26 protein-coding genes are annotated in these 21,708 nt (G+C 34.3%); 19 read left to right on the top strand and 7 right to left on the bottom strand.

Annotation, left to right across the window (positions count from 1 at the left end; translation table 11 throughout):
• Window positions 1–619: 619 nt before the first annotated feature.
• Complete coding sequence (locus tag CEQ83_RS17590) at window positions 620–955, bottom strand: winged helix-turn-helix transcriptional regulator (RefSeq protein WP_098999701.1); 336 nt, start codon at window positions 953–955, stop codon at window positions 620–622.
• Between the two features lie 143 nt (window positions 956–1,098).
• Here CEQ83_RS17590 and CEQ83_RS17585 point away from each other — a divergent pair, with 143 nt between their 5' ends.
• Window positions 1,099–1,593 (top strand): lactoylglutathione lyase family protein, encoded by a 495-nt coding sequence (locus tag CEQ83_RS17585; protein ID WP_014458924.1) that lies wholly within the window; start codon window positions 1,099–1,101, stop codon window positions 1,591–1,593.
• 298 nt (window positions 1,594–1,891) lie between these two features.
• A complete protein-coding gene (locus CEQ83_RS17580; protein WP_108674836.1) occupies window positions 1,892–2,932 on the top strand; it encodes a zinc-binding dehydrogenase in 1,041 nt (346 codons plus the stop codon).
• Between the two features lie 51 nt (window positions 2,933–2,983).
• On the opposite strand, the gene CEQ83_RS17575 is transcribed toward CEQ83_RS17580, so the two are convergent.
• The gene (locus CEQ83_RS17575) at window positions 2,984–3,151 is read right to left on the bottom strand and encodes a gamma-type small acid-soluble spore protein (protein WP_033580113.1); all 168 of its coding nucleotides are present in this window, start codon (window positions 3,149–3,151) and stop codon (window positions 2,984–2,986) included.
• Window positions 3,152–3,410: 259 nt separating this feature from the next.
• On the opposite strand from CEQ83_RS17575, the gene CEQ83_RS17570 reads away from it, so the two are divergent.
• The 3 genes from CEQ83_RS17570 (at window position 3,411) to CEQ83_RS17560 (ending at window position 6,182) form a co-directional block, all read left to right on the top strand.
• Window positions 3,411–3,902 carry a hypothetical protein gene (locus tag CEQ83_RS17570; protein ID WP_098999703.1) on the top strand — a complete coding sequence of 164 codons (492 nt, stop codon included), beginning with the start codon at window positions 3,411–3,413 and terminating at the stop codon, window positions 3,900–3,902.
• A 437-nt stretch (window positions 3,903–4,339) separates the two neighbouring features.
• A complete protein-coding gene (locus CEQ83_RS17565; RefSeq protein WP_098112503.1) occupies window positions 4,340–5,527 on the top strand; it encodes an MFS transporter in 1,188 nt (395 codons plus the stop codon).
• Between the two features lie 235 nt (window positions 5,528–5,762).
• Window positions 5,763–6,182: a MarR family winged helix-turn-helix transcriptional regulator gene (locus tag CEQ83_RS17560; RefSeq protein WP_098112504.1), complete on the top strand. Its 420-nt coding sequence runs from the start codon at window positions 5,763–5,765 to the stop codon at window positions 6,180–6,182.
• Between the two features lie 179 nt (window positions 6,183–6,361).
• Here CEQ83_RS17560 and CEQ83_RS17555 read toward each other — a convergent pair whose 3' ends face one another.
• Window positions 6,362–7,240, bottom strand: a complete 879-nt coding sequence (locus CEQ83_RS17555) for a LysR family transcriptional regulator (protein WP_167387329.1) — start codon at window positions 7,238–7,240, stop codon at window positions 6,362–6,364.
• Between the two features lie 283 nt (window positions 7,241–7,523).
• Here CEQ83_RS17555 and CEQ83_RS17550 point away from each other — a divergent pair, with 283 nt between their 5' ends.
• The 3 genes from CEQ83_RS17550 (at window position 7,524) to CEQ83_RS17540 (ending at window position 10,614) form a co-directional block, all read left to right on the top strand.
• A complete protein-coding gene (locus tag CEQ83_RS17550; protein WP_080963365.1) occupies window positions 7,524–7,802 on the top strand; it encodes an ArsR/SmtB family transcription factor in 279 nt (92 codons plus the stop codon).
• A 358-nt stretch (window positions 7,803–8,160) separates the two neighbouring features.
• Entirely contained in the window at window positions 8,161–9,342 is a 1,182-nt protein-coding gene (locus tag CEQ83_RS17545; RefSeq protein ID WP_223546692.1) for an MFS transporter, read from the top strand.
• Window positions 9,343–10,413: 1,071 nt separating this feature from the next.
• Entirely contained in the window at window positions 10,414–10,614 is a 201-nt protein-coding gene (locus CEQ83_RS17540; protein ID WP_033580115.1) for a cold-shock protein, read from the top strand.
• A gap of 233 nt (window positions 10,615–10,847) precedes the next feature.
• On the opposite strand, the gene CEQ83_RS17535 is transcribed toward CEQ83_RS17540, so the two are convergent.
• Complete coding sequence (locus tag CEQ83_RS17535) at window positions 10,848–11,048, bottom strand: cold-inducible protein YdjO-related protein (protein WP_033580116.1); 201 nt, start codon at window positions 11,046–11,048, stop codon at window positions 10,848–10,850.
• 123 nt (window positions 11,049–11,171) lie between these two features.
• Window positions 11,172–11,825, bottom strand: a complete 654-nt coding sequence (locus CEQ83_RS17530) for a M23 family metallopeptidase (RefSeq protein WP_014458934.1) — start codon at window positions 11,823–11,825, stop codon at window positions 11,172–11,174.
• A gap of 652 nt (window positions 11,826–12,477) precedes the next feature.
• Between CEQ83_RS17530 and CEQ83_RS17525 the strand changes: the two genes are divergently transcribed.
• The 6 genes from CEQ83_RS17525 to CEQ83_RS17500 all read left to right on the top strand — a co-directional run bounded on the left by CEQ83_RS17525 (window position 12,478) and on the right by CEQ83_RS17500 (window position 15,867).
• Window positions 12,478–12,783, top strand: coding sequence for a hypothetical protein (locus tag CEQ83_RS17525; protein WP_098113272.1), 306 nt, complete (start codon window positions 12,478–12,480; stop codon window positions 12,781–12,783).
• A 165-nt stretch (window positions 12,784–12,948) separates the two neighbouring features.
• Entirely contained in the window at window positions 12,949–13,542 is a 594-nt protein-coding gene (locus CEQ83_RS17520) for a YdeI/OmpD-associated family protein (RefSeq protein WP_098999705.1), read from the top strand.
• A 139-nt stretch (window positions 13,543–13,681) separates the two neighbouring features.
• Window positions 13,682–14,053 (top strand): iron chaperone, encoded by a 372-nt coding sequence (locus tag CEQ83_RS17515; RefSeq protein WP_098999706.1) that lies wholly within the window; start codon window positions 13,682–13,684, stop codon window positions 14,051–14,053.
• Window positions 14,054–14,093: 40 nt separating this feature from the next.
• Window positions 14,094–14,801: a DNA alkylation repair protein gene (locus CEQ83_RS17510; RefSeq protein WP_108674816.1), complete on the top strand. Its 708-nt coding sequence runs from the start codon at window positions 14,094–14,096 to the stop codon at window positions 14,799–14,801.
• Between the two features lie 163 nt (window positions 14,802–14,964).
• Window positions 14,965–15,258 carry an RNA polymerase alpha subunit C-terminal domain-containing protein gene (locus CEQ83_RS17505; protein ID WP_098999708.1) on the top strand — a complete coding sequence of 98 codons (294 nt, stop codon included), beginning with the start codon at window positions 14,965–14,967 and terminating at the stop codon, window positions 15,256–15,258.
• 123 nt (window positions 15,259–15,381) lie between these two features.
• Window positions 15,382–15,867: a tetratricopeptide repeat protein gene (locus tag CEQ83_RS17500; protein ID WP_108674815.1), complete on the top strand. Its 486-nt coding sequence runs from the start codon at window positions 15,382–15,384 to the stop codon at window positions 15,865–15,867.
• A gap of 262 nt (window positions 15,868–16,129) precedes the next feature.
• Here CEQ83_RS17500 and CEQ83_RS17495 read toward each other — a convergent pair whose 3' ends face one another.
• Window positions 16,130–16,318, bottom strand: coding sequence for a hypothetical protein (locus CEQ83_RS17495; protein WP_014458940.1), 189 nt, complete (start codon window positions 16,316–16,318; stop codon window positions 16,130–16,132).
• A gap of 501 nt (window positions 16,319–16,819) precedes the next feature.
• On the opposite strand from CEQ83_RS17495, the gene CEQ83_RS17490 reads away from it, so the two are divergent.
• From CEQ83_RS17490 to CEQ83_RS17480, 3 genes are all read left to right on the top strand, one after another.
• Entirely contained in the window at window positions 16,820–17,047 is a 228-nt protein-coding gene (locus tag CEQ83_RS17490) for a hypothetical protein (RefSeq protein WP_098999710.1), read from the top strand.
• A 91-nt stretch (window positions 17,048–17,138) separates the two neighbouring features.
• The gene (locus tag CEQ83_RS17485; protein ID WP_108674870.1) at window positions 17,139–17,987 is read left to right on the top strand and encodes a sialate O-acetylesterase; all 849 of its coding nucleotides are present in this window, start codon (window positions 17,139–17,141) and stop codon (window positions 17,985–17,987) included.
• 164 nt (window positions 17,988–18,151) lie between these two features.
• Complete coding sequence (locus CEQ83_RS17480; protein WP_372491966.1) at window positions 18,152–18,424, top strand: hypothetical protein; 273 nt, start codon at window positions 18,152–18,154, stop codon at window positions 18,422–18,424.
• Between the two features lie 167 nt (window positions 18,425–18,591).
• On the opposite strand, the gene CEQ83_RS17475 is transcribed toward CEQ83_RS17480, so the two are convergent.
• Window positions 18,592–19,143, bottom strand: coding sequence for a DUF4352 domain-containing protein (locus CEQ83_RS17475; protein WP_108674814.1), 552 nt, complete (start codon window positions 19,141–19,143; stop codon window positions 18,592–18,594).
• A gap of 431 nt (window positions 19,144–19,574) precedes the next feature.
• Here CEQ83_RS17475 and CEQ83_RS17470 point away from each other — a divergent pair, with 431 nt between their 5' ends.
• Window positions 19,575–20,579: an AbaSI family restriction endonuclease gene (locus tag CEQ83_RS17470; RefSeq protein ID WP_098113264.1), complete on the top strand. Its 1,005-nt coding sequence runs from the start codon at window positions 19,575–19,577 to the stop codon at window positions 20,577–20,579.
• A 355-nt stretch (window positions 20,580–20,934) separates the two neighbouring features.
• Window positions 20,935–21,699, top strand: a complete 765-nt coding sequence (locus CEQ83_RS17465; protein ID WP_098113263.1) for an IclR family transcriptional regulator — start codon at window positions 20,935–20,937, stop codon at window positions 21,697–21,699.
• Window positions 21,700–21,708: the final 9 nt, after the last annotated feature.

The following is a 21,708-nucleotide window of genomic DNA, read 5'->3' as shown; positions in this document are numbered from 1 at the left end:
GCCACCTTTCTAACCGGACAACAGATAGTTTTTTCTGTTTTCAAGATGTATAATCTATACATTATTAGTTAACATAATGTCTCTTTCCAGAAGACACGAAAAAAGAGAACCCTTATGGGAGTAAGGGTTCTACAAGGGTCACTTTTATAGAATATTCAGATTTTTATACATCCTTGATATGACGAATTTCTCCTTACAAGTAGTTGAAGAGATGATGCATAAAAAGCGCACCTTTTATTCATATGCATAGACATATTGAAAATATCCTTTAATTACATAAAATGGTAATATTCTTATATTTCAATACTTCGGATACGTATGAACAAACCCTTATAAAAAAGCAACTTCGTTCATTGGCCAATGCCGAGGTTGCTTTTTTATAACGTTATTCAAGTTCTAATCTTCACTCAAAGCTTTCGACCATGTCATTTTCTGATGCTCTTAACCACTTTTAAGGGTGAGTTAGATTTCCTAATACTGTATAACCCTTAGTACCACTTAATTTAATATGTACAAAATTACCTTCTAACGGTATTGCTTCCTATATACCAGTTCTTAATTGATTACCAAGATTTAGAGTATTTTACGATAGGCAAATATTTTTGTCAAAGCTCTCCAATCAAAAACCTTCTCCATGTTCTTTCCCCCATGTATGCATCAGGTCTAAGATGGGCATTAACGTTTTTCCCTTGCTGGTTAAGGAATAGTCCACTTTAGGTGGTACGGTATTGTACTGAGTCCTATTAATTAAGTTATCTTGCTCAAGTTCTTTTAATTGTTTCGTCATTACTTTATGGCTCACACCAGGTAACAAATGACGTAATTCACTATACCTTAATGTCCCGTCTACGCCTAAATGCCATAGGATCACCGTTTTCCATTTGTTACCTATTTTTCCTAATGTATATTCAATAGAACATTTTAATTTTCCTGTATCGTCTATCGGAGTGCTCATTTCATTCTTCAGTCCTTTCTTACCTTTAGGTTAGTTTCTTACAAAAAAGTGCGTTCTTCCATAATTTAAAATTGTGAAATACACTATTTATGTGTTCGACAGCAAACACTAAAATCATTAAAAAAATTGGAGGAATATAAATTATGTTCACATATCCTAAAACATTTTCTCATATCGGTCTTTCAGTACCTAACCTAGATGAGGCAATTAAATTCTATACTGATGTGTTCGGTTGGTACGTTATTATGGAACCTTCAGATGTGGAAAATGATGACACACCTATCGGTCAAATGTGTCGAGATGTATTTGGGAATGACTGGGATAAATTCAGAATTGCACATTTAGCTACGGGAGATAAAATTGGCGTAGAAATGTTTGAGTTCCCTGAAAATGAAACACCTGAAAATAACTTTGAGTATTGGAAAACAGGCATTTTCCATTTCTGCATTCAGGATCCAGATATTGAAGGTCTTGTAGAGAAAATTAAGCAACATGGTGGTAAACAACGTATGCCTATCAGAGAATATTACCCAGGAGAAAAACCATATAAAATGGTTTATGTAGAAGATCCATTTGGAAATATTTTTGAAATTTATACGCATAGCTATGAGTTAACTTATTCACAAGGCGCTTACTAATAAATAATCTCTTTCCACCAGCAAAATCTTTTGCTGGTGTTTTTTATTATATGGTAGCGCCATGTTACAAAACAACAAAAAAGAGAGTTTATTAACATTTCTAAATTTAATGATCCAGTGGTTTTTGACACTGCGAAACAGAAGTAAAAAGAAAAGGCCGTAAAAGTATACTGACTCCAAACTTGATGATAATAGAAAGAAGAGTGCATAATGAAATATGCATGTTTTTTTCTAAACTATAAGCAGCCGTATGAAATATATTAAAAACTATATTCGTAAAAAAGAAGGGGACTGTTCTATGAAAGCTGTACAAGTAACAGGTTATGGAGACGTAAGTAAATTAAGCCTAGTAGAAATTCCTATACCTGAACCCAAAGAAAATGAAGTTCTTATAAAAGTGAAGGCCTGTGCTATTAACAATACAGAAATTTGGATGAGAGAGGGTGCTTACGGTACTGACTCAAAATCTGGATGGCGACCGGAAGGAGTCCAGTTTCCACGTACACCAGGATCTGATATAACGGGAAAAGTAGTAAAAGCAGGAAAGTTAGTAGAGGAGTCTATAGTGGGAAAAGATGTTGTGTTATTCCCTTTTATATCTAGTGGAGAAGAAGGGTACGAACATATTTCTGATGATATGTCCTTTATAGGTTCAGAATACGATGGTGGTTATGCTGAATATGTGGTCTGGCCTGCTGAACTTTGCTTTGACATGCCCCTATCAAGCTATTCAGAAAGTGCTGTTTTTTCGGTAAGTGGGTTAACTGCTTGGCACATGGTCAACCAAATTCAAGCTCAACCAGGTGAGACAGTTATAGTAACTGGAGCAAATGGTGGTGTGGGATCATTAAATGTACAGATTGCCTCTAAAGTCTTTGGTGCTAAAGTTATTGCAATCACGGGGGACTTAGAGAATCAAGAAAGAATTAAGGAATTGGGAGCGACACACGTATTATCATATAAATCTGATACTCTTTCAGAAGACATTTTAGAACTGAACGGAGGCCCGGTCGATTCCGTTCTAGATGTTGTAGGAGATGCTTTGTTTTCCATATCTCTTCAAGTTTTAAAAAACGGAGGGAAATTTTGCATTTCAGGTTCTGCTGGTGGTCAGCATACAAATTTTGATTTTAGAACATTGTATCTAAAACATATTACAATGTATGGATCTGTGTTGGGAACGAGAGCAGAGTTTAAAGATATGCTTAAGGCCATTTCTGAGGGGGAAATTAAACCGGTTATCGATAAAATTTTCCCTTTAGACAAAGCAAAAGAAGCCCAAGTGTATTTTAAAAATAAAGGGAAGTTAGGGAAGATTTTATTACTTCCCGAAGAATAACCTTGTATCACAAAGGGTTCTTTCAACGAGCATGAAAGAACCCTTTTAACATTATTTTTGGTTTTTGTTTGCTTGAGCGTTTTGACGTTTAACGTGTTGTACGTCAGTCTCGCTAGCAAATTCCGTACCGTATTTGCCAGAAGATGCTTGAGCATTCTTTTGCTTCACGTGTTGTACATCTGTTCCTGAAGCTGTCTTGTTAGAGTATTTGTTTTCCATTACTATCACCTCCACAAGAATTAATATATCCAAGTGGAGAGACAGTATCCTTAGAAGTACCTGGTAAGAAAAAATTGAAAATTTCAGGAAGTATTGTGCATACAACTATGAGGCAACATGTACAAGAAAACATCGTCAATAGTTTGTTCGAATTTTTACCGATTATATATTATAATCCTTAGGCAGCATGCTCTTAAGATAATTCGTTGTGTAATTTTAGAATAGATGTACACCTTAAAATAGAGAGGTGTATAAAATCATGAAAAAGAATAGACTATTTTTAATACTGTTAGTTATCACTTGTTGGTCCAGCTTTTCATTTATGAAAGGCAAAGATTTTAAACGGTTTCTTCCAGCGTCCATTGCTATTTGTATGGTAACTAAATACCTTAATTCTTATGCTAAGAGAAAGAATTTTTGGTCTTTTAAACAAAGCATACATCCGAAAATTCCTGGTGAAGATGTGTGGACATGGGGGCCCTTTTTTACTGTATCTATGTGGGTGCTTAAATCCACATACCGTAAATTGCCTCTGTATATAGCTGTAAACTTTATGATTCATACTACATTTACATTTGTAGTTGTACCTAAATTAAAAAAGGGCAGCATCTTTAAGTTTAAGAAAATTAATCCTTTTCAGTACGTAACCATTTTGACTGTTAGACAACTTCTGTTATATGGTTTTCAACATATGAGTGAGTTTATAATGTCGAAGAAACTAGAGGTAAAGCCGGATAATGGGGAGCATTGATAGGAGCATTCCTTTATTAGGTAAGTGATAAAAATATCTAAGCATCTTCATCAGTACACAGGGCACGAGCCGTTTGGATAAAGGCATCCGTTTCTTTTGATGTACCTTTCCTAGCACTGCTATATTAATTTTTCTGAACGTGTTGGGCTTTAACTCTCGAGAAACTACTTGTTCTGGCAGTGACAAGTAGTTTTTTTTTGTTGTAATCGTAATTCCTAATCCTTCTTGTACCATACTTAAGGCTGTGTCATATGTAGTTCTTCACCGCCTTTTGTAAAACTTCCGGTTTTCGATATCTGAACAATAAGTTGAATTTGTGATTTTGTCATATCAATTTTGTTATATTCCATATAATTAATATGCATTTTATTTATGTTGGAACCTAATGTACCATAAAAGAGAATTAAACTTCAAGAAATCAACCGGAGGTAATTAGTATGGTCAATCGTCATAAATTGTTTCTACTTGCACTTATACTAGCTGCATTTAACCTTAGGCCGGGTCTAACTTCAGTTAGCCCAGTATTGCATGGAATAACGAAGGATTTAGGTATGAGTTCAACTTTAGCTAGTTTGCTCACTTCCATTCCTTTAGTATGTTTTGGTTTTTGTTCGTTATTTGCTGGTCGTTTAGCAAATCGCTATCAACCAGAGAAGATGATTACTTTTGCTATAACTTGCATAGGTATTGCAACGTTTCTAAGGGCCTTTACAAATTCCTCAATTTACCTGTTAATAACGGCTTTATTAATTGGTGCAGGAATTGGTGTTGTAAGCCCTTTGCTTTCTGGTTTCATTAAAAGTCATTTTCCAGACAAGGCAGCATCGATGATAGGCATATACTCTACTTCAATGGTAGTGGGTGCATCTATTTCTATTGGGCTAACGACACCACTTCAACACTGGTTCAATCATTCATGGAAAAATGGATTAGCATTTTGGAGTATTCTTGCGCTACTCGCTATTCCACTTTGGCTTGTGGTGATAAAACAATCTCGTATTCCTGCGAGTAATTTTTCACAAAAGACGAAGGTTTCTTTACCGTTAAAAAATAAAAAAGCCTGGCTATTAACTTCTTTTGTAGGGATTGTAACTCTTCTATTTTATTGTTTTGCAGCATGGCTACCAGCCATTGTAGAGGAAAAAGGGTGGACGCCAGCATTTGGTGGTCTTGTAGGTACAATCGCTATGATTGCACAGCTACCAGCTACGCTTTTATTACCTAGTCTTTTAAAAGTGCTACCGAGCAGAAGGTTTTGGATTACAGCCTTTACCTTAAGTATAATAATTGGTTTATCTCTTTTATGTTTTACAAACGTAACACCTATTGTTTCAAGTATATGTTTAGGAGTTGGTGCCGGTGGTCTGGTGTCGCTAACTTTGTTGTTACCATTAGATATGGCATCTTCCCCTATGGAAGCAAGTACTTGGTCAGCAATGACTCAAGCAATCGGATATATGATCGGTGCAGTCGGCCCGTTCATAATTGGATTTCTTCATGATTATCTAGGAAGTTTTGTTCCGACGTTATATCTTCTTATAATTATAGGGTTCATTGCTATCTTGTTAGGGTGGAAAATTACCAAACCAGCTAAGGGTAAAGCAGAGGGCCTACCTGTGAAATAAAAACCACGAAGTAAATCGTGGTTTTTATTTTAACTTTTGAGAAAGCTCATATAACAACTTTTAAAACGTAGAGTGATATTACTGTGTGCAAGAGGGGGAGATCCCATGAATGCATTTGATCAGATGAATAGTAGCGATTATATAGAATCACGCGTGGGTATCGCCTACTAATAAAGCCTTATATTACTCGATTATTAGCTTAATACATATTTTTTCATCTTTCTGAGGTGACGTTATGGATTTACATGATTTAACAAGTCATCTTATTCATCGTACAGATGTAAGAGCAATGAATTATTTCAAGAAAAAGCTCAAACCTTATGGCATGACTCCAGTACGATGGAGCATCATTAGTGTTCTAGACTCTCACAAAGGGATAACCCAAACAGAACTAGCAGAAGCAATTGATAAGAAACAAACAACTATTGTAGAAATGATTTATGCGATGGAGGAAAAAGGACTCATAAAAAGAATGTACAGTGAACGAGATCGTCGCTTACACTATCTATTTCTTACAGAAAGGGGAGAAGAGTTAAAGGAAACTCTTTCACCTTTAGTTAAAGACGTTCACCTCTTCGTCACGCGTCAATTAAGTGATGAAGAAAATACTCAACTAAAGACATTGTTAAACAAAGTATATAACGGTATACAATAAGCCGTGTTACTGAATATTCCTTTCTCTAATCAGGATCGTATACGGATTCTTCCATCATCCTTTTGTTTGGTCAACAACGATTAAAAATAGTAGAAAGAAAAAAGACAGCCACTTTTTGAATCAACCGGCTGTCTTTTTTATATGCACTAAATAGCAACACATGTTTCTTTAAGTGCTATTTAAGCATCTTCTTGAGCAAAAAGAGTGAGAGCTGTTTGAATAAAGGCATCTGTTGCTTTGGATGTATCTTTACTATCTACCACTGCTATATTGATATCTCTAAACGTATCTGGTTTTAATTCACGAAAAACGACTTGGTCTGGCAACCACCAAATATTTTGTTTCGTTGTAATGGTAATTCCTAATCCTTCTTGTATCATACTTAATCCTGTCTCTATATAATCCATTTCAAACCGTACTTTAGGAGTCAAGTTATACTCGTTGAATAAAGCATGAATTTGTACCTCATAACCGCATTTTCCAATTAGTATATCTTCACCTTGTAGGTCAGGAATACTTATTGTTTTTTTCTGAGATAAAGGATGGCTTGAGTGCATAAGTACAATCAGTTGATCTTTTATCAAAGGTACGGTGTCAAAATCTTTATCAGGAGGAATAATAATTCCTACATCAATGCATTTGGAACGTAACCACTCTTTTACTTGATCTACACTACCTTCCGAAAGCTTGATTTCTATACCAGGATACTGACTTTCCATTGTACGTATGATCTTAGGAATAAACCTCGTACAAGCAGTTCGGTAAGCGCCAATGTGTACCTTCCCAATTTCTAACCCCTGTTCAGCCACAATTAATTCATCTACTTTTTGTAATTCACTCAGGATTGTTCTAAAAGTAATTAATATGCGCTCTCCTACATCTGTAAAAGATAATCCGTTCTTCTTATCTCTCTTGATTAACTTCGTTCCTAGTTGCGATTCAATTGTTGCTACAGCGCGACTTACCGCAGGTTGTGTCATATGTAGCTCTTCACCGGCTTTTGTAAAACTTCCTGTTTCTGATATCCGGACAATAAGTTCAATTTGTGATTTGTTCATATCAATTTTGTTATCTCCTGTATAATTAATATGCATTTCATTTGTATTAGAATCCAATGTATCATGAAAGAGAATTAAACTTCAAGAAATTAACCGAAGATAATTAGGATTAGCGATTGTAATAAATTATTTTCATTTGTGCTTATAGTACTGTTTTGAGGATTTTATTTTTAAAGTGCATTTGGCTTTAGTAAATGAGATCTCAATAGTGTATTTGCTACTGTAATGTTAGCTTGTACTCATATGATGTATCTAATTGATTTAGGAAAGCGGGGTGCTAACAATAGAGAATAACTCGAAGTTACAGCAGGCGATAAAAATATATAAAGCACTCGGTGAACCAACACGATTAAAAATTGCTCGGTTGCTTGCTAATGAAGTAAATTTATGTTGTTCGGATATTGGGACAAAACTTGAATCAATTGCTGGATCAACTTTATCCCATCACTTAAAACAATTAACTGATTGCGGACTTCTGAGTACTTATAAAGAAGGCACATATATATACTACAGCCTAGACCGTGAGTTAATTGAAAAGTATGCTCCATATGTGATGGAGTAATTTCTCTTATTTCTATACTTAAGGAAATATAGAAATAAGGGGTATGATCTTTCTTGTCTGGATTATGGCTAAATTGCTTAATAGGTATCCTCATCTAAATTATGAGTATATCCATTACTGGTACTTTAGATAAAAAGGCTAAAGCAAATCACTTATCGTTATCATAAGCGCGTTAAATTCATGGTGTGTCACCTTTATAAAACATCTTTTAAGAAACTGTAAAGGTCACGTTGTCTACGCGCAAAGATTAGCTCTTTACAGTGAACTTTTCAAACACTCGGTTAATTTACGAACTTAAATCTGTATTTCTAGAAATACAGAAATATAAAAACAAAAGGTGTGATTTATTTTGTCAAATATGTGGAAAATTTATTTGTTAGCTGCCATTAGTTTTCTTAATGGTACATCAGAATATGTTATTGCCGGAATCTTAGACAGAATTGCTGAGGCCAATAACATTTCAGTTTCATCTGCAGGACAGCTAATTACCGTGTTCTCAGTAGCTTTTGGAGCAGGGACACCTTTTCTAATTGCTATGACTGCTCGACTGGAACGAAAAAAACTTCTTGTCTATGCTTTAACCGTTTTCTCTGTCATCAATATTCTTATTGCGATTATAACAGGTTATGAAATGCTAATGGCAGCTAGAATCATCTCTGCCCTTAGTGCCGGCGTTATTCAAGTTACGCTTTTAACCCTTGCTGCAGTTTTAGCAGCTCCAGGAAAGCAGGGAGGTGCGATTGCTACAGTTGTTACGGGGCAAAGTACTGCTTTGGTTGTAGGTGTACCTATAGGAAGAGTTGTGGCTTCGCATTATGATTGGAATTTAATATTCATTGGGCTTGGTGTAGTAGGATTACTTTTCACCGCCTTAGCGTCGTTTACTATACCAAAAACAGTTGCTGAAGAACCTGTACCTTTGCGTGAGCAGTTTAAATTTCTTATGAAACCACGTATCTCAGCATACTTGCTCATTACGTTTCTATGGTTAGGTTCATATTCCATTGTATTTACGTACATTTCACCGTATTTCTTAAATACATTCGGAATGAGCAATCAAGGGGTAACTACAGCTCTCTTTATATTTGGTATTGCTAGCGCTATTGGATCCAAATTAGGAGGTTTTAGTACAGATAAGTGGGGATCATTTCGTACATTAACTGGAGGAATATTACTCCATGCTATTGCACTATTGCTATTTCCGTTTATCGGTCAATTTGCTTTTCTTTTCTATGTATTGCTTATTTTCTGGGCGCTTTCAGCTTGGTCTTCCGGCGCGCCAATACAATTTCAGCTTATAAGCCTTGCTCCTTCTGCAGCAAGCATTGTACTTAGTTTACACAGTGCTTTTGGACAACTTGGAATGGCAGCTGGAGCTGGTATCGGCGGTGTTGCTGTCAAAAATGGATTGTTGAATTATATTCCTTGGATTGGTGCTTTTGCTCTTGCCGTTTCTGTCGTAGTAATTGTTGCCGACAACGTTCTATCTAAACGAAAACAGACTAAACAAGCTCAGAGCAATCTTTGTATAGAAAAATAAAAGTCTCATATCTAACGTAGCAAAAGGCCACTTGTTTTATACAAGTGGCTTTTTACGTTGGCTATTTTTTTGTTTTGAATCACTATACAAAGCGAACATCGATTAAACCGCTTAACCTCATTTTGTTCCTTCATAAACCATCCATTGAAATGGATACAATTAAAGAAAACTCCGTACACCTTAATGGAAGCCTTACATACAAATAAACCAGTATACCTTAGATAGTATGTATAACAAAAACGAGATGCAAACGATTATGCATCCCGTCATGTGAAGAAGGAAAAATCAGCTTTTAATGCAGCATATGATCTTTAAGGAACACCTCATTTACGTAATTCCATTGCCTAATGAAACAGTCACTTGAAAAAGTATATTCTCTTTAACAAACACCTCATTTAAGCATTGAACTAAAAAAATATACAATGTGAACGAAATCGTTCTTGGTCTGGGACAAACACCTCATTTGTACAGTGATAAATGAATATTATTGTCTACCCATTATATATATTCTTACTACGTTCATGACTACCATCCCCTTATGAATCAAACATACATCGATTTACAATAAGGTTTTCTGAAATAGGCCTGCTGTAGACACCTCATCCCAAATGTAAGAAGCTTTGTAATGATTAGTTGTAATCAATAACTTGTTTTCCTTCTTCCCTAAATAGAATATCCCAATAGCCTCTTTATAATTCAGTAAAGTTAACAGGTGTTTTTTGGATTACATATATCCTTTATTTATAAGAAAGGTTAAATAGTGAATTATCATGAATAGCTATAATAAATGGAGATATATACATATTCAATATGCTCGAGCATTTATAAGCTATGCTACATATGCCTACCATAAGTCTTGGTAGGGGAAAGATGAATAGGTAGAACTTGTTGAAGGGGATATTTTTCTTGTTTGCTATCAATCCTACTATGTGTTACACTACAGATAACTTATTTTTGTTCGGTATATTGAGAAAAGAAAAAACCCTAAGTAGAAGTTTTTATCTTGAAATAGTATGTTTGGGCAAGATTAGTAATACATTTGTGGAGTATTCCACAGCAGGAGGCAACATTATGACACAAGGTACAGTAAAATGGTTTAATGCAGACAAAGGTTTCGGTTTCATCGAAGTTGAAGGCGGAGAAGATGTATTCGTTCATTTCAGTGCTATTCAAGGTGAAGGTTTCAAATCATTAGAAGAAGGTCAAAAAGTTACTTTTGATATCGAGCAAGGTCAACGCGGAGCACAAGCTGCTAACGTTCACAAAGCATAATTAAAAGTGATAAAAAAAGACTCCTGTGAAGGGGTCTTTTTTTTATGGTCTCATAATTAGCATACTATTGGTTCAATAGAAAAACCCAGGCTTTAAAAAAGCCTGGGTTTTAGACAAGACGATTGGTACAAGGTTAACTAGTTATAACATACAACAGAAATAGAAAGCAAATAGGAACCAAGACTTCTTTATGGATAAATAGTGTTTAATCTTTTAGAAAGCATAGGTTTATATTATTTTTTATGCGGATTACGGGGGATTTTATCAATAAGCCGTTTTTTAGCTTCCATCTGACTTTTACACAAAGGACATTTCTGATGACTATCGTAAGAGAAGTCTTTCCTCATCCAGCCTTTACACTCTTCTACTGTACATTCCCAAATTTCTGTTTCCTCTTGAATCGGAGGTTCTTGATTTCTTTTACTATAATGCATATTAATCACTGCTCCTCTCCTTAGAAGTATACCTTATAAAGAGAACATACATACTAGACTTGAGTCAATAACTTGGACACAAAAAAACTGTCTCAAATAAGACAGTCTAAAAACGAACCTCTATTAGAAAATAGGTAAATTATCTTCAGTCGATGATTGATAGCCATCACCTAAAATCCAAATTTGCTGATTATCTGGTGCAGAGTTCTTAGTGTACAAGACACTCTTTGGAGAAAGCACAGTGCTAGCTGTACCTGCTTTGATAATGTTAGAACTTGAACCTAAAGTTGGAGAGTATTGATAGTTTACAGTATCTGTATCGATTTCAAAATGTAAGTGTGCTCCTGTAGAATACTTTCCTGTGTTTCCGTAAATACCTAAAGACGTATCTTTTGTGACGCTTTGACCTTTTGCTACTTTTATTGATGCAAGGTGATTATAACGAATTACAATGTCTTTGGTCGCTTTTGTACTATGAATGTATGCTTGAGGATATTTTACTATAATCGTATTACCTAGAACCCCATCATATCCAGTGGCTAAAACTTTCCCTTTACCACTTGCCCAAACTGTACGATTACTTGTTGCTGAGACTAAATCCCAACCATAATGTTTGAAGCCAAACTTTTGTTGGTATTTAGTGTTGAGGTATCCGGCTGTAATTCGTGCATTATTAATTGGTTGAATTAACTTTTGCGAAGCCGCCTCTGCAAACGTTGGTAAAGCTATTCCCATAGAAAAAACAAATAATGTAACTAAACTAAGTATTTTTTTCATATTACCCTCCTTTTTTGTCTATATTATCATATAAATGTAATAAAAAATCCAAATTTACCAAAAAATAATATTTTACATTAAAGATACAATCTATATACAGCTATGTATTCATGTAGTGACCTTGGTTTAACTATGATTAAAGAAAATCAATAATCTGAAAGGAAGCTATATATTTTTTCTACAATTATATAATGTTTATTAATAATGCCTGTAGAACGATGTCCAACAATTAAAATATTCTTTATTATAGATTCGACGTTATTCATAGAAATAATATGGAAAACTTTAGAGTTTTCATTGAAAAAAGAACGTTTGTTCCTATATAATATAGAGAACTAATGTTCTTTTTTTGTAGGTTCTTTGAATCTAGTATGAGTAGCTATCAAACAGAGTCATTATATGTACCGACATGAAGGCATTCCTTGCTTTGTTTTGTTTTGTTTCTCTATATTAAATGTAAATGTTGAAGAAGAGGAGAAAATGAGATTGTTGGAGGATATTATAATCAGCGCGAAAGAAGCCTATGCGCTTGCCAAAACGATTAATTAAATTTGGCTTTCTCTTTAAGAACATCCAATTATACTATCATCTTAAAGGGAAAAGATAACCAAGATAAAAATTATATAAAATTAGTTTCTAAGGAGAAATAACATTGAACTCTACACTCAATAATTCAGAAGATATAAAAAGGGAAGAAGGACAAAAGCAGCTGCTTGAAAAAAGTCTTCAAGCTCATAGAAATAGAAAATGGGTAATCAACTTTACTTGTACTATATCCTTTCTTTTAGCAGTATTATGTTTTTGCTTTCAAGTGCCAGACGCTATAATTATTGCTATTATCTTACTGTTCATATGTGTAACTTTCCAAACCGCACATAAAATGTTAGATAGAAAAATAGAGCTGCGCTTGAAACGTATAAAGCAGGATCATAGAAAGACCATATTCAAGATAAAATAAATCCTAACTTCCTGCTTGAAATATTTATAATTTTAATAACTATCAAGTCAATTGAAGAAGGGCATTTCCTACATTTGAAGAATAGTAACACCATTAAATGAATTGACGGCTGACTATATCATTGCTAGAGCCACAGATTAAAAAATTGAATAGGGGTGTTCCTTGATGACAAATAGCAAAATGAATCCTAAGGTTGATGAATTTTTAACTAAAGCTAAAAAGTGGAAAGAAGAATATGAGACGTTGAGAAAGATTGTTCTTGATTGTGAGTTGACCGAAGATTTTAAGTGGATGAACCCTTGTTATACGTTTGATAAAAAAAACATTGTTTTAATACATGGATTCAAAGAATACTGTGCGCTACTATTTCCTAAAGGTTCTCTGTTACAAGATTCTCATGGTATTCTAATTCAACAAACGGAGAATGTACAAGGGGCGCGACAAATTCGCTTTACCGATGTGCAAGAAATAGCTGAAAAGGAAGCTATCTTAAAAGCTTATATTTATGAGGCCCTTGAGGTGGAAAAAGCCGGATTAAAAGTCAAAGCTAAAAAGCCTGAAGAACTCATTATTCCTGATGAGCTACAGCATAAATTTGATGAAATACCTGCTCTAAAAGATGCTTTTACTACATTGACTCCAGGACGGCAAAGAGCATATATTCTTCATTTTTCTGCGGCCAAACAATCTAAGACTCGAGCATCAAGGGTTGAAAAATGCATTCCGAACATTCTTAATGGAAAAGGATTAAATGATTAGTACATTTTATTTAAAACATCGCTAATATAAATCGTTAATGTATTTGAGTTAAAAATGAAATAAGGTTAAATGAACGATTGATGTTTGATTTGTATAAAAGTAGAGTAGATTAAAAAAATTTATTTGAGGAGAAGATACTATGGAAGTTTTTGCAGAATATTTAGCGCGTATAGATAGCCCTGACCACCGTCACCGAACAGAGGAGGTTTTGGCTTGGATTGCTAATACTTTCCCGAATTTGGAACCACAAATTAAATGGAATACTCCAATGTTTACTGATCATGGAACATTTATCATCGGCTTTGCCTCAGCGAAACATCATTTGAGCGTTTCACCTGAAGAAACAGGCATGGCGCACTTTAATCATGACATCACCCAGGCTGGATACAGCGCTACCAAAGGTCTGTTTCGAATTTTATGGACTGAGCCAGTAAACTATGAATTACTTAAGAAAATAATCGAGTTTAATATGTTAGATAAGAAAGACTGTTCAACTTTTTGGCGGAAATAAAGAGTAGATTATGAACGGAGAAGAAGGAGGGTATAGAAAGATGGATTTTGAAATGGTTATGAAAGAACTTGAAGCGCTTGGTACGGAACGAATTAAAAAGACTTACATAAACAATGGTGCACACGATCCACTTTTTGGAGTAGCAACAGGAAAAATGAAGCCGATTGCAAAGAAAATCAAGAAAAATCAGGCTTTGGCCGAGCAGCTTTATGCGTCTGGCAATTATGATGCTATGTATTTTGCTGGTATCATTGCAGACCCAACAGAGATGACTGCGGAGGATTTTGAGCGTTGGATTGATAAAGCGTATTTCTACATGCTATCCGATTATGTAGTTGCAGTAACTTTGTCAGAAACCGATTTTGCGCAAGCTGTTGCTGATAGATGGGTGGCAAGCGGTGAAGAACTTAAAATGTCGGCAGGTTGGAGTTGCTACTGCTGGCTTTTGGGTAATCGTCCTGACGATGAATTTAGCACAAGCAAGATTGCTGATATGCTTAATCAAGTGAAAAATACGATTCACGATTCTCCAGATCGAACGAAATCGGCTATGAATAATTTTATCTATACAGTCGGTGTTTCATATTTGCCACTTCATGAAAAGGCCCTTGAAACTGCAAAGACAGTAGGTCCAGTCGAAGTTAAGAAGGATAAGAAAAAAAGTAGTATTCTTCTTGCTTCCGAAAACATTCAAAAGGATATAGATAGAGGACGGATTGGTTTCAAACGCAAACATGTGAGGTGTTAGCATAATTTGTAATGGAACTGCACTATCTAAAACGAGACTGATAAGTATTTAATGATAATGAGTTTACTATACGTATGATGTTTTGTTCCTTCATAAACCATCCATTGAAGAAGTGGCAGGGGATAAAAGCTAAAAAAATTCTTGAGAAAAGGAGAGGTTAAAAATGAAAACCCAAAAAGGAAATCTAAGAATCTGTCATAAAGGACACAAATATTATAAAAGCAGTAGTTGTCCGACCTGCCCAACTTGTGAGCAAGAACGCAAACCTGAAGATGGATTTCTTTCCATGCTATCAGCACCAGCAAGACGAGCACTGGAAAACAACGGGATAACTTCTTTGCAGCAGCTATCAACATTTAGTGAAAAAGAGATATTACAATTTCACGGTATAGGGCCGGCTTCTTTACCTAAACTTAGAGAAGCTTTGCAGAACAATGGGTTAGTCTTTAAAAATTAAACATTAAGGATAGTTAAAGCAAGAAATAGATCTAGATAAAGTGTACAAATACGCTGGATTTCTGGATATGGAAGGATGTTAAGAGATAAATAGTGGGAAAAAGAAGGGCTGGAGATTTAGATAATGAATAACAAACTAGATAAAGCATTAGCGTTACGAAAGAATGGAAATCACAAAGAATCTAACGAATTGCTAAGTGAATTAGTTAAGGAATTTCCAGACAATGCTTTATATAACTATCAATGTGCTTGGAGCTTTGACGTATTAGGAGAAGAAGAAAAGGCAGTGCCCTTTTACGAAAATGCCATAAAGATAGGATTACCTTCTAAGGATATGGAAGGGGCAATAGTGGGATTGGGCAGCACGTATAGAGCCTTGGGGGAGTATGAAAAATCAAAAAAGACATTTTTAAAAGGAATGGAATTATTCCCAGATAATCACGTAATTAAAGTGTTTTATTCCATGACCTTATACAATTTAAAAGAGCATAGCAAAGCGATGGAACTGCTACTGAAATGCTTACTAAATACAACAAATGACAATGAAATACTAAGTTATAAAAAAGCCTTACATTTCTATTCAGATAAACTTGATCAGACTTGGAAGTAGCTTGTAAAATTCACTGCATATAAGTTCTTTTCCTGAAACGAGGAGAGGACTTTTTTGTAACAATATTGGCAGGCTTCCTTTGATAAAAAGACTTTTAAAATGATAGACTGTGAAGAAATACATTTAAACTATAGGAGGCTTTGTTGAACAAGAAAGCCCTTACATATTATATATGTCTAATATGTAAGGAGCCCTATACGAATTACGTTTGAAATAGGAGATTCCTGATTTGGATCTTGCGCTTCTTTTTTTGTTGAAGCACTTATGTTTGTACAACCCTATCCTTACTAAACTCTTCTTCAATTAGCTTATCCATGAGAAAATGATAAAAAACGTGATAATTTGTTTTAGTTAGTTTGTCCAGTTCCTGGTGAGTGATGATATTATGTTGGATTAGTAAACCTATAGCAGCTGATATACAATTTACTTTTAAATCTTCTTCCCCTAACATATAAATCACCTTCCCTTATTTACTAAGTAACCCATTCTATATAATAGGCATACTTAAGACACGGACTAATATAAGCTCTTTTCTCGAATTATGGATCTCGTGCTGATAGAAAATGATCATAACATTTTCTCAACACTTTTTGATGTATACTGTTATCTTTATATACTGAGCTTTCTTTTCCTGCAAAAAAAACAAAATGATTTCGTTTTTCCCTTATTTTGGAATAATTCATTTATTTTTGACAGTTAGGGGAGCTTCTGAACGTTCAGTATGTATTTAAATGCCAACACTAAAAACTTATGAACGCCATCCAAGGAAAGCGAATAATGGAATTTATTTTAATTGGTTCCTATTATTTCTCTTATGTAAATGCGGTTTTCCTGTAGGTGAAAAAGGGGATTTTAACCATGTTATAAACCTCCCTGTAGGTAATTATTAAATTATATAGGGAAATTTACATTTCAATAAAATACTGTTATTACAAGTTAGTGAGGTAGAAGTATGGAAGAAAACAATAGTGAAAATTTAAAATCGGAAATTATAAAAAAGCACGAGGTATTATTTGCAAAGAGATTGAAGCTTGAGAGTGAAGCAAGCCGTTTGATGTTAGAAATCAATTTATTGGATGCACGGAATACTCTTGATAAAGTAAGTCAGTTAAACCAACAGATAGATGATATAACCTCTGAAATGGATTATTTGAAACAAGCTCTTGAAACCATCAATTAAGCTATATATGAGAGTGTAACTAATTCTATAAGTATAAGCACGAGCAAATTAGAAAAAAGTGATCAACATGGAAGAGAAAGAAGGTATTTCTATGAAATCTATATTATTAATTGGACAATCAAATATGGCAGGCAGAGGATTTATTGAGGATGTACCGCCGATTTATAATGAGCATATACATATGTTGAGAAACGGTAGATGGCAAACAATGGCAGAACCACTTAATTTTGATCGTCACATATCTGGCGTCGGGCCAGCAGCCTCTTTTGCCCAAGCTTGGACAGAGGATCATCCGGGCGAGTCCATTGGGGTAATACCATGTGCCGAAGGAGGAAGCTCAATTGATGAGTGGACAATTGAAGGACTATTAACAAGACACGCGATTTCTGAAGCAAAATTCGCAATGGAAACAAGTGAGTTAGTGGGAATTCTATGGCATCAAGGAGAAAGCGACAGTTACAGAGAACGTTATAAGACGTATGAAGATAAACTGCTTTCATTGTTTAAATATTTGAGAGAAGAATTGAATGCACCAGATATCCCCATTATTATCGGTGAGTTGGGGCATTACCTTGGAGACGTCGGATTTGGAAAAAGCGCCGTAGAATATAAACAAATAAACCAGATATTATCTAAAGTTGCCCATACTGAAAAAAATTGTTATTTTGTAACATCAAAAGGCTTAACAGCAAATCCAGATGGCATTCATATTGATGCCGTTTCCCAAAGAAAGTTTGGATTAAGATACTATGAGGCTTTTTCAAAACAAAAGCATGTGTTAGATGTTTTAGACGTTGAGCATGAATGGATTGAAAAGGAAGCAAAGCGTGAACTAACTAAAAATGAACGTATATTTGTTGAAAGTATGAAGCTTGCCTTGGGACAAGTAAGTTTTGAGGAGTTTTCTCTTAATATCTCTATTATTAATGAAAGTAAGTAAAGCAGAATTAATCCCATTTTGTGAGGAGTGGAGTTCGTATAGATTTGTTAATTATTAAAACTAAAAAAGGAGAATCCTTTAAACAGGAACTCCAAAAAGCCGGTATTCAAGACACGCAAATTTTTCAAGTGCAACTAGTGAAGAAGTTGCAGACAGAGTGTTAGGTGGGAATATTTCAAACCTGTATTTCTCCTCTCGTTTCAGAGAAATGGAAAAACATTCAGGAAAAGTTTATTCAACGAATTTCCCAAGACATTGCCTATGCGCAGCGCAATGGATTAGCACGTAAAAATGTACATAACGAGTTAGTAGCAAGAGGATGGTTTTTCACCAATGAAATGTACCTTTGGGAAATTGTTCGTAATGAATATGAGCACCCTGTAGATCAAATTGCCAAGAATATCGCATCTATTTATATTAAAGGACTCTATTTATAATTTCGAAATTGCATTTGTCTGAAGTAGTATATAATATCTCCTTAATATTCAACATTCTCTACAGAAAAAAAGACCGTTTCCCAATATACTCTCTCAAGGATATAGATAACATAATAAAGCTCACTAAATGTTGAACGTTTAGTGAGCTTTTACTGTATGGAAAAGTATTATTTAATTTGAACTTTACTTCCGTTTATTTCAATGTACCATTTACCTTTTGCATAACTATCTTTTGAAACCTCAAATACGTCAACATCTGTAACTTTGATACCCGGATTTAAATCACTTGCAATCTTAGAGTTATCAATGTTAGTTTCAACTGCATAATTTGATGTTGCATCAATATCAGCGTCATATTTTGTACCTTTTTCATCAACGAGGTTAATTGTTGGGGTTGAAAAAGCACCTAATGGTTTGTCAGAGATGTTTTTAACAGTCCATTGAATAGCAACAAGTGTACCGCCTTCAGAAGCTTTTTTGTTTGCATATTGGTTTCCAACTTGTTCTCTTTCCTCTACTTTTGTTACAGAAACTTTCGCTTTATCATCTACTGTAAAAGTGTCTCCCACTTTATGAGCTTTTTGTTCTTCTGATTTTGAAGAGTTAGAACTAGATCCAGAACCACTATCGTCTCCACCTGATGCTACGACAGCAATTACTACAATAAGTGCAATCAGAATAATAAATCCTAAACAGCCAATCTTAAAAAATTTTTTCATTTTAGTGCATTTCCTCCTGTACCATTAAACATGCATTTATTATGTATTTATAATGCATGTTTAATCTTTACATATAAATAGTTATATTACAATATTAAATTTCCTTATTTTAATAATAGATTAGATCAAACTGCTTAATATACATTAATAAGGACTTATTATCCTGAAATTAAGCCTTGATATGTTTGATGGTTAATTTTTGTATATATAAATTATTTTACCAATATATAAATATTGAAAATAGTGTGTACGTATGTATATCAAAATACTTAGCAGAAACTTATAGCAACAAGAGGGGTGAATTACAAAGGCGAGGCCCAGTAGACGGTTCATCAAAAGAGTTGCACTGTCTTTATCGTTTGGATATGGTTATTTAGGCATTCATTTTTATAGTGCTACAGTAGAGGAAAAAGAGAGGATCTAGAAAAGTAATGAACAAGTATGACTATATTAAAAGACAATTAGCGAAAACGAATAAAAAAAACGATGAAAACTATATCATTACAAGGATCTGGCATTTGCTTGATAATTACGATATAAAAATAAATACTCAACAGTATGTAGTACGATCAAATAAACACCAAAAGGTTGAATACGGATTAATTGATTTGTATTTTCCACAGTTTAATTTGGCCATTGAAATTGATGAAGCCCATCATAAGAATAATATAAATCAAACATTAGACGAAATTAGAAAAAACGATATTGTAAATGCCTTAGATTGTGAATTTATCAGAATAGATGCTACTGAATCTCTTGAAAAGATTCACGAAAAGATTGACCAGATAGTAGAAAAAATTAATTTACTAACAAAGGAGAAAGGGTTTATTCCATGGGATGTGGAGAAGGAATACGATCCAAATACGTATATTGAACAAGGATATATAGATGCCGACGATAATATTTCTTTAAGATTAGTCGCAGACTGTTGCAATGTGTTTGGAGCTGGCTATGCTCACGGAATTCAAAAAAGCGGAGCACCACACAAGTTTGAAGAAGATACAGATATTAAAAGGTTAAAATTTTTCCCTAATGAAACGTGGAACAATCAACTTCTTGAAAATGAAGAACTGTTTATTGAATATAATACAATTCCAGAAGAGAACGAAGCCTACTTTCAGAAAAGAATGTATCAGCTGAATCAGAAGATTGCACTATTTGCATATGCTAAAACTTCTTCTGGACGCTTTGAAGCGATATTTAAAGGGCTTTATGTATTAAATCGTGAAAAAAGCAAAGAGACAGGCATTCTGACTTATAATCGTATATCTACAATAATGCCAACTTACTATCCAAAAGATGTTAAACAACCTCTTAGAATTGCAGAAGCCTATAATAATGAGGAATATAAAGTAGCACATTTTTATACAGAAAATCAGGTTAGGAAATTTGAGGACAAATATAAAGAGAGATATAAGGTAATATCGTATTCATAAAAAGATTGGCTATGGTCAGTTACACTTTTTTATTTTGTTACAATTAATGCTTCAATCGTTTTATTCCAGTAATGAGTTCTGTTATTCTTCTATGAAATGAAATATGCTAGGTTTTGTTTAAATGTTCCTGTTCTATTTTGTACACATTCTTTTAAGAATTACTATGAGAATTTTGTTAAAAGGTGTTCATGAAATGCTAACTCTTAATTTCAGTTTGAGGTATAGACTTTTATATTTTGATTAAGTTAAAAAAAGCATTTGACTTTTCTGAATAATAGGCATTATAGTTATATTATAAAATTGTTTGTAATAATAAAAACAAGTTTTATAATATAAAACAAAAGGGTGGAACTCCATGCCTATTATTCAATCAGTAGATCGCGCCCTTCGTATTCTGGACCTCTTTGATGAACATACAACAGAATTAAAGATAACAGATATAAGTGATCAGATGGGTCTTCATAAAAGTACTGTTCATTCATTATTGAAAACACTTCAACAACGTGGCTATATTAGTCAAAACCTCGAGAATGGAAAGTATGGGCTAGGGATGAAACTTTTCGAAAGAGGAAACTATGTTATTCAGTCTTTAGATATTAGACAATTAGCTAAAAAATATCTGATAGACTTATCAACAAAAACAGGACAAACTACACATTTAGTCATCTTAGATGGTAAAGCAGGAACATATATTGATAAAGTAGAAGGTCCGTTGGCGGTTATTCTTTATTCCCGAATAGGAAAAAGAATTCCACTTCACTGTTCTGCAGTAGGAAAAGCTCTAATAGCTTTTAAAGAAAGAGATGAAATAGAAAAAATTTTAGCTGGATATGAGTACACTAAGCAAACTGAATTCACTATTACAAACGAATTTGAATTTTTGCAGGAACTTAAAAAAGTTCAAAGTCAGGGCTATGCAGTTGATAATCAGGAAAATGAACCTGGTGTTCGTTGTATTGCAGCACCTATTCGAAACCACGACAATCAAGTTATAGCTGCTATAAGCCTTTCTACACTTATAGCAGGAGTAGATGACATCCAGTTAGGTATTTTCGTTCAACAACTGAAACAAGCAGCTTCCGAATTATCCGAGCAGATGGGACATGGGATACCGATTTAATAAAGAGGG

The organism is Priestia megaterium (assembly GCF_009497655.1).
GTDB lineage: Bacteria > Bacillota > Bacilli > Bacillales > Bacillaceae_H > Priestia > Priestia zanthoxyli.
Note: the sequence above shows the minus strand (reverse complement) of the source record. Positions and strands in the feature narration are given on the sequence as shown.

Excerpts from the sequence above, each read along its gene's own strand:
- CEQ83_RS17530 (WP_014458934.1), bottom strand. The coding sequence starts at position 11,825 with ATGAAAAAAATACTTAGTTTAGTTACATTATTTGTTTTTTCTATGGGA.
- CEQ83_RS17500 (WP_108674815.1), top strand. The coding sequence starts at position 15,382 with ATGAATAACAAACTAGATAAAGCATTAGCGTTACGAAAGAATGGAAAT.
- CEQ83_RS17465 (WP_098113263.1), top strand. The coding sequence starts at position 20,935 with ATGCCTATTATTCAATCAGTAGATCGCGCCCTTCGTATTCTGGACCTC.
- CEQ83_RS17535 (WP_033580116.1), bottom strand. The coding sequence starts at position 11,048 with ATGCATTATAGTAAAAGAAATCAAGAACCTCCGATTCAAGAGGAAACA.
- CEQ83_RS17585 (WP_014458924.1), top strand. The coding sequence starts at position 1,099 with ATGTTCACATATCCTAAAACATTTTCTCATATCGGTCTTTCAGTACCT.
- CEQ83_RS17520 (WP_098999705.1), top strand. The coding sequence starts at position 12,949 with ATGACAAATAGCAAAATGAATCCTAAGGTTGATGAATTTTTAACTAAA.
- CEQ83_RS17505 (WP_098999708.1), top strand. The coding sequence starts at position 14,965 with ATGAAAACCCAAAAAGGAAATCTAAGAATCTGTCATAAAGGACACAAA.
- CEQ83_RS17570 (WP_098999703.1), top strand. The coding sequence starts at position 3,411 with ATGAAAAAGAATAGACTATTTTTAATACTGTTAGTTATCACTTGTTGG.
- CEQ83_RS17470 (WP_098113264.1), top strand. The coding sequence starts at position 19,575 with ATGAACAAGTATGACTATATTAAAAGACAATTAGCGAAAACGAATAAA.
- CEQ83_RS17560 (WP_098112504.1), top strand. The coding sequence starts at position 5,763 with ATGGATTTACATGATTTAACAAGTCATCTTATTCATCGTACAGATGTA.
- CEQ83_RS17575 (WP_033580113.1), bottom strand. The coding sequence starts at position 3,151 with ATGGAAAACAAATACTCTAACAAGACAGCTTCAGGAACAGATGTACAA.
- CEQ83_RS17515 (WP_098999706.1), top strand. The coding sequence starts at position 13,682 with ATGGAAGTTTTTGCAGAATATTTAGCGCGTATAGATAGCCCTGACCAC.
- CEQ83_RS17475 (WP_108674814.1), bottom strand. The coding sequence starts at position 19,143 with ATGAAAAAATTTTTTAAGATTGGCTGTTTAGGATTTATTATTCTGATT.
- CEQ83_RS17485 (WP_108674870.1), top strand. The coding sequence starts at position 17,139 with ATGAAATCTATATTATTAATTGGACAATCAAATATGGCAGGCAGAGGA.
- CEQ83_RS17490 (WP_098999710.1), top strand. The coding sequence starts at position 16,820 with ATGGAAGAAAACAATAGTGAAAATTTAAAATCGGAAATTATAAAAAAG.
- CEQ83_RS17545 (WP_223546692.1), top strand. The coding sequence starts at position 8,161 with ATGTGGAAAATTTATTTGTTAGCTGCCATTAGTTTTCTTAATGGTACA.
- CEQ83_RS17510 (WP_108674816.1), top strand. The coding sequence starts at position 14,094 with ATGGATTTTGAAATGGTTATGAAAGAACTTGAAGCGCTTGGTACGGAA.
- CEQ83_RS17495 (WP_014458940.1), bottom strand. The coding sequence starts at position 16,318 with ATGTTAGGGGAAGAAGATTTAAAAGTAAATTGTATATCAGCTGCTATA.
- CEQ83_RS17565 (WP_098112503.1), top strand. The coding sequence starts at position 4,340 with ATGGTCAATCGTCATAAATTGTTTCTACTTGCACTTATACTAGCTGCA.
- CEQ83_RS17555 (WP_167387329.1), bottom strand. The coding sequence starts at position 7,240 with ATGAACAAATCACAAATTGAACTTATTGTCCGGATATCAGAAACAGGA.
- CEQ83_RS17580 (WP_108674836.1), top strand. The coding sequence starts at position 1,892 with ATGAAAGCTGTACAAGTAACAGGTTATGGAGACGTAAGTAAATTAAGC.
- CEQ83_RS17590 (WP_098999701.1), bottom strand. The coding sequence starts at position 955 with ATGAGCACTCCGATAGACGATACAGGAAAATTAAAATGTTCTATTGAA.
- CEQ83_RS17540 (WP_033580115.1), top strand. The coding sequence starts at position 10,414 with ATGACACAAGGTACAGTAAAATGGTTTAATGCAGACAAAGGTTTCGGT.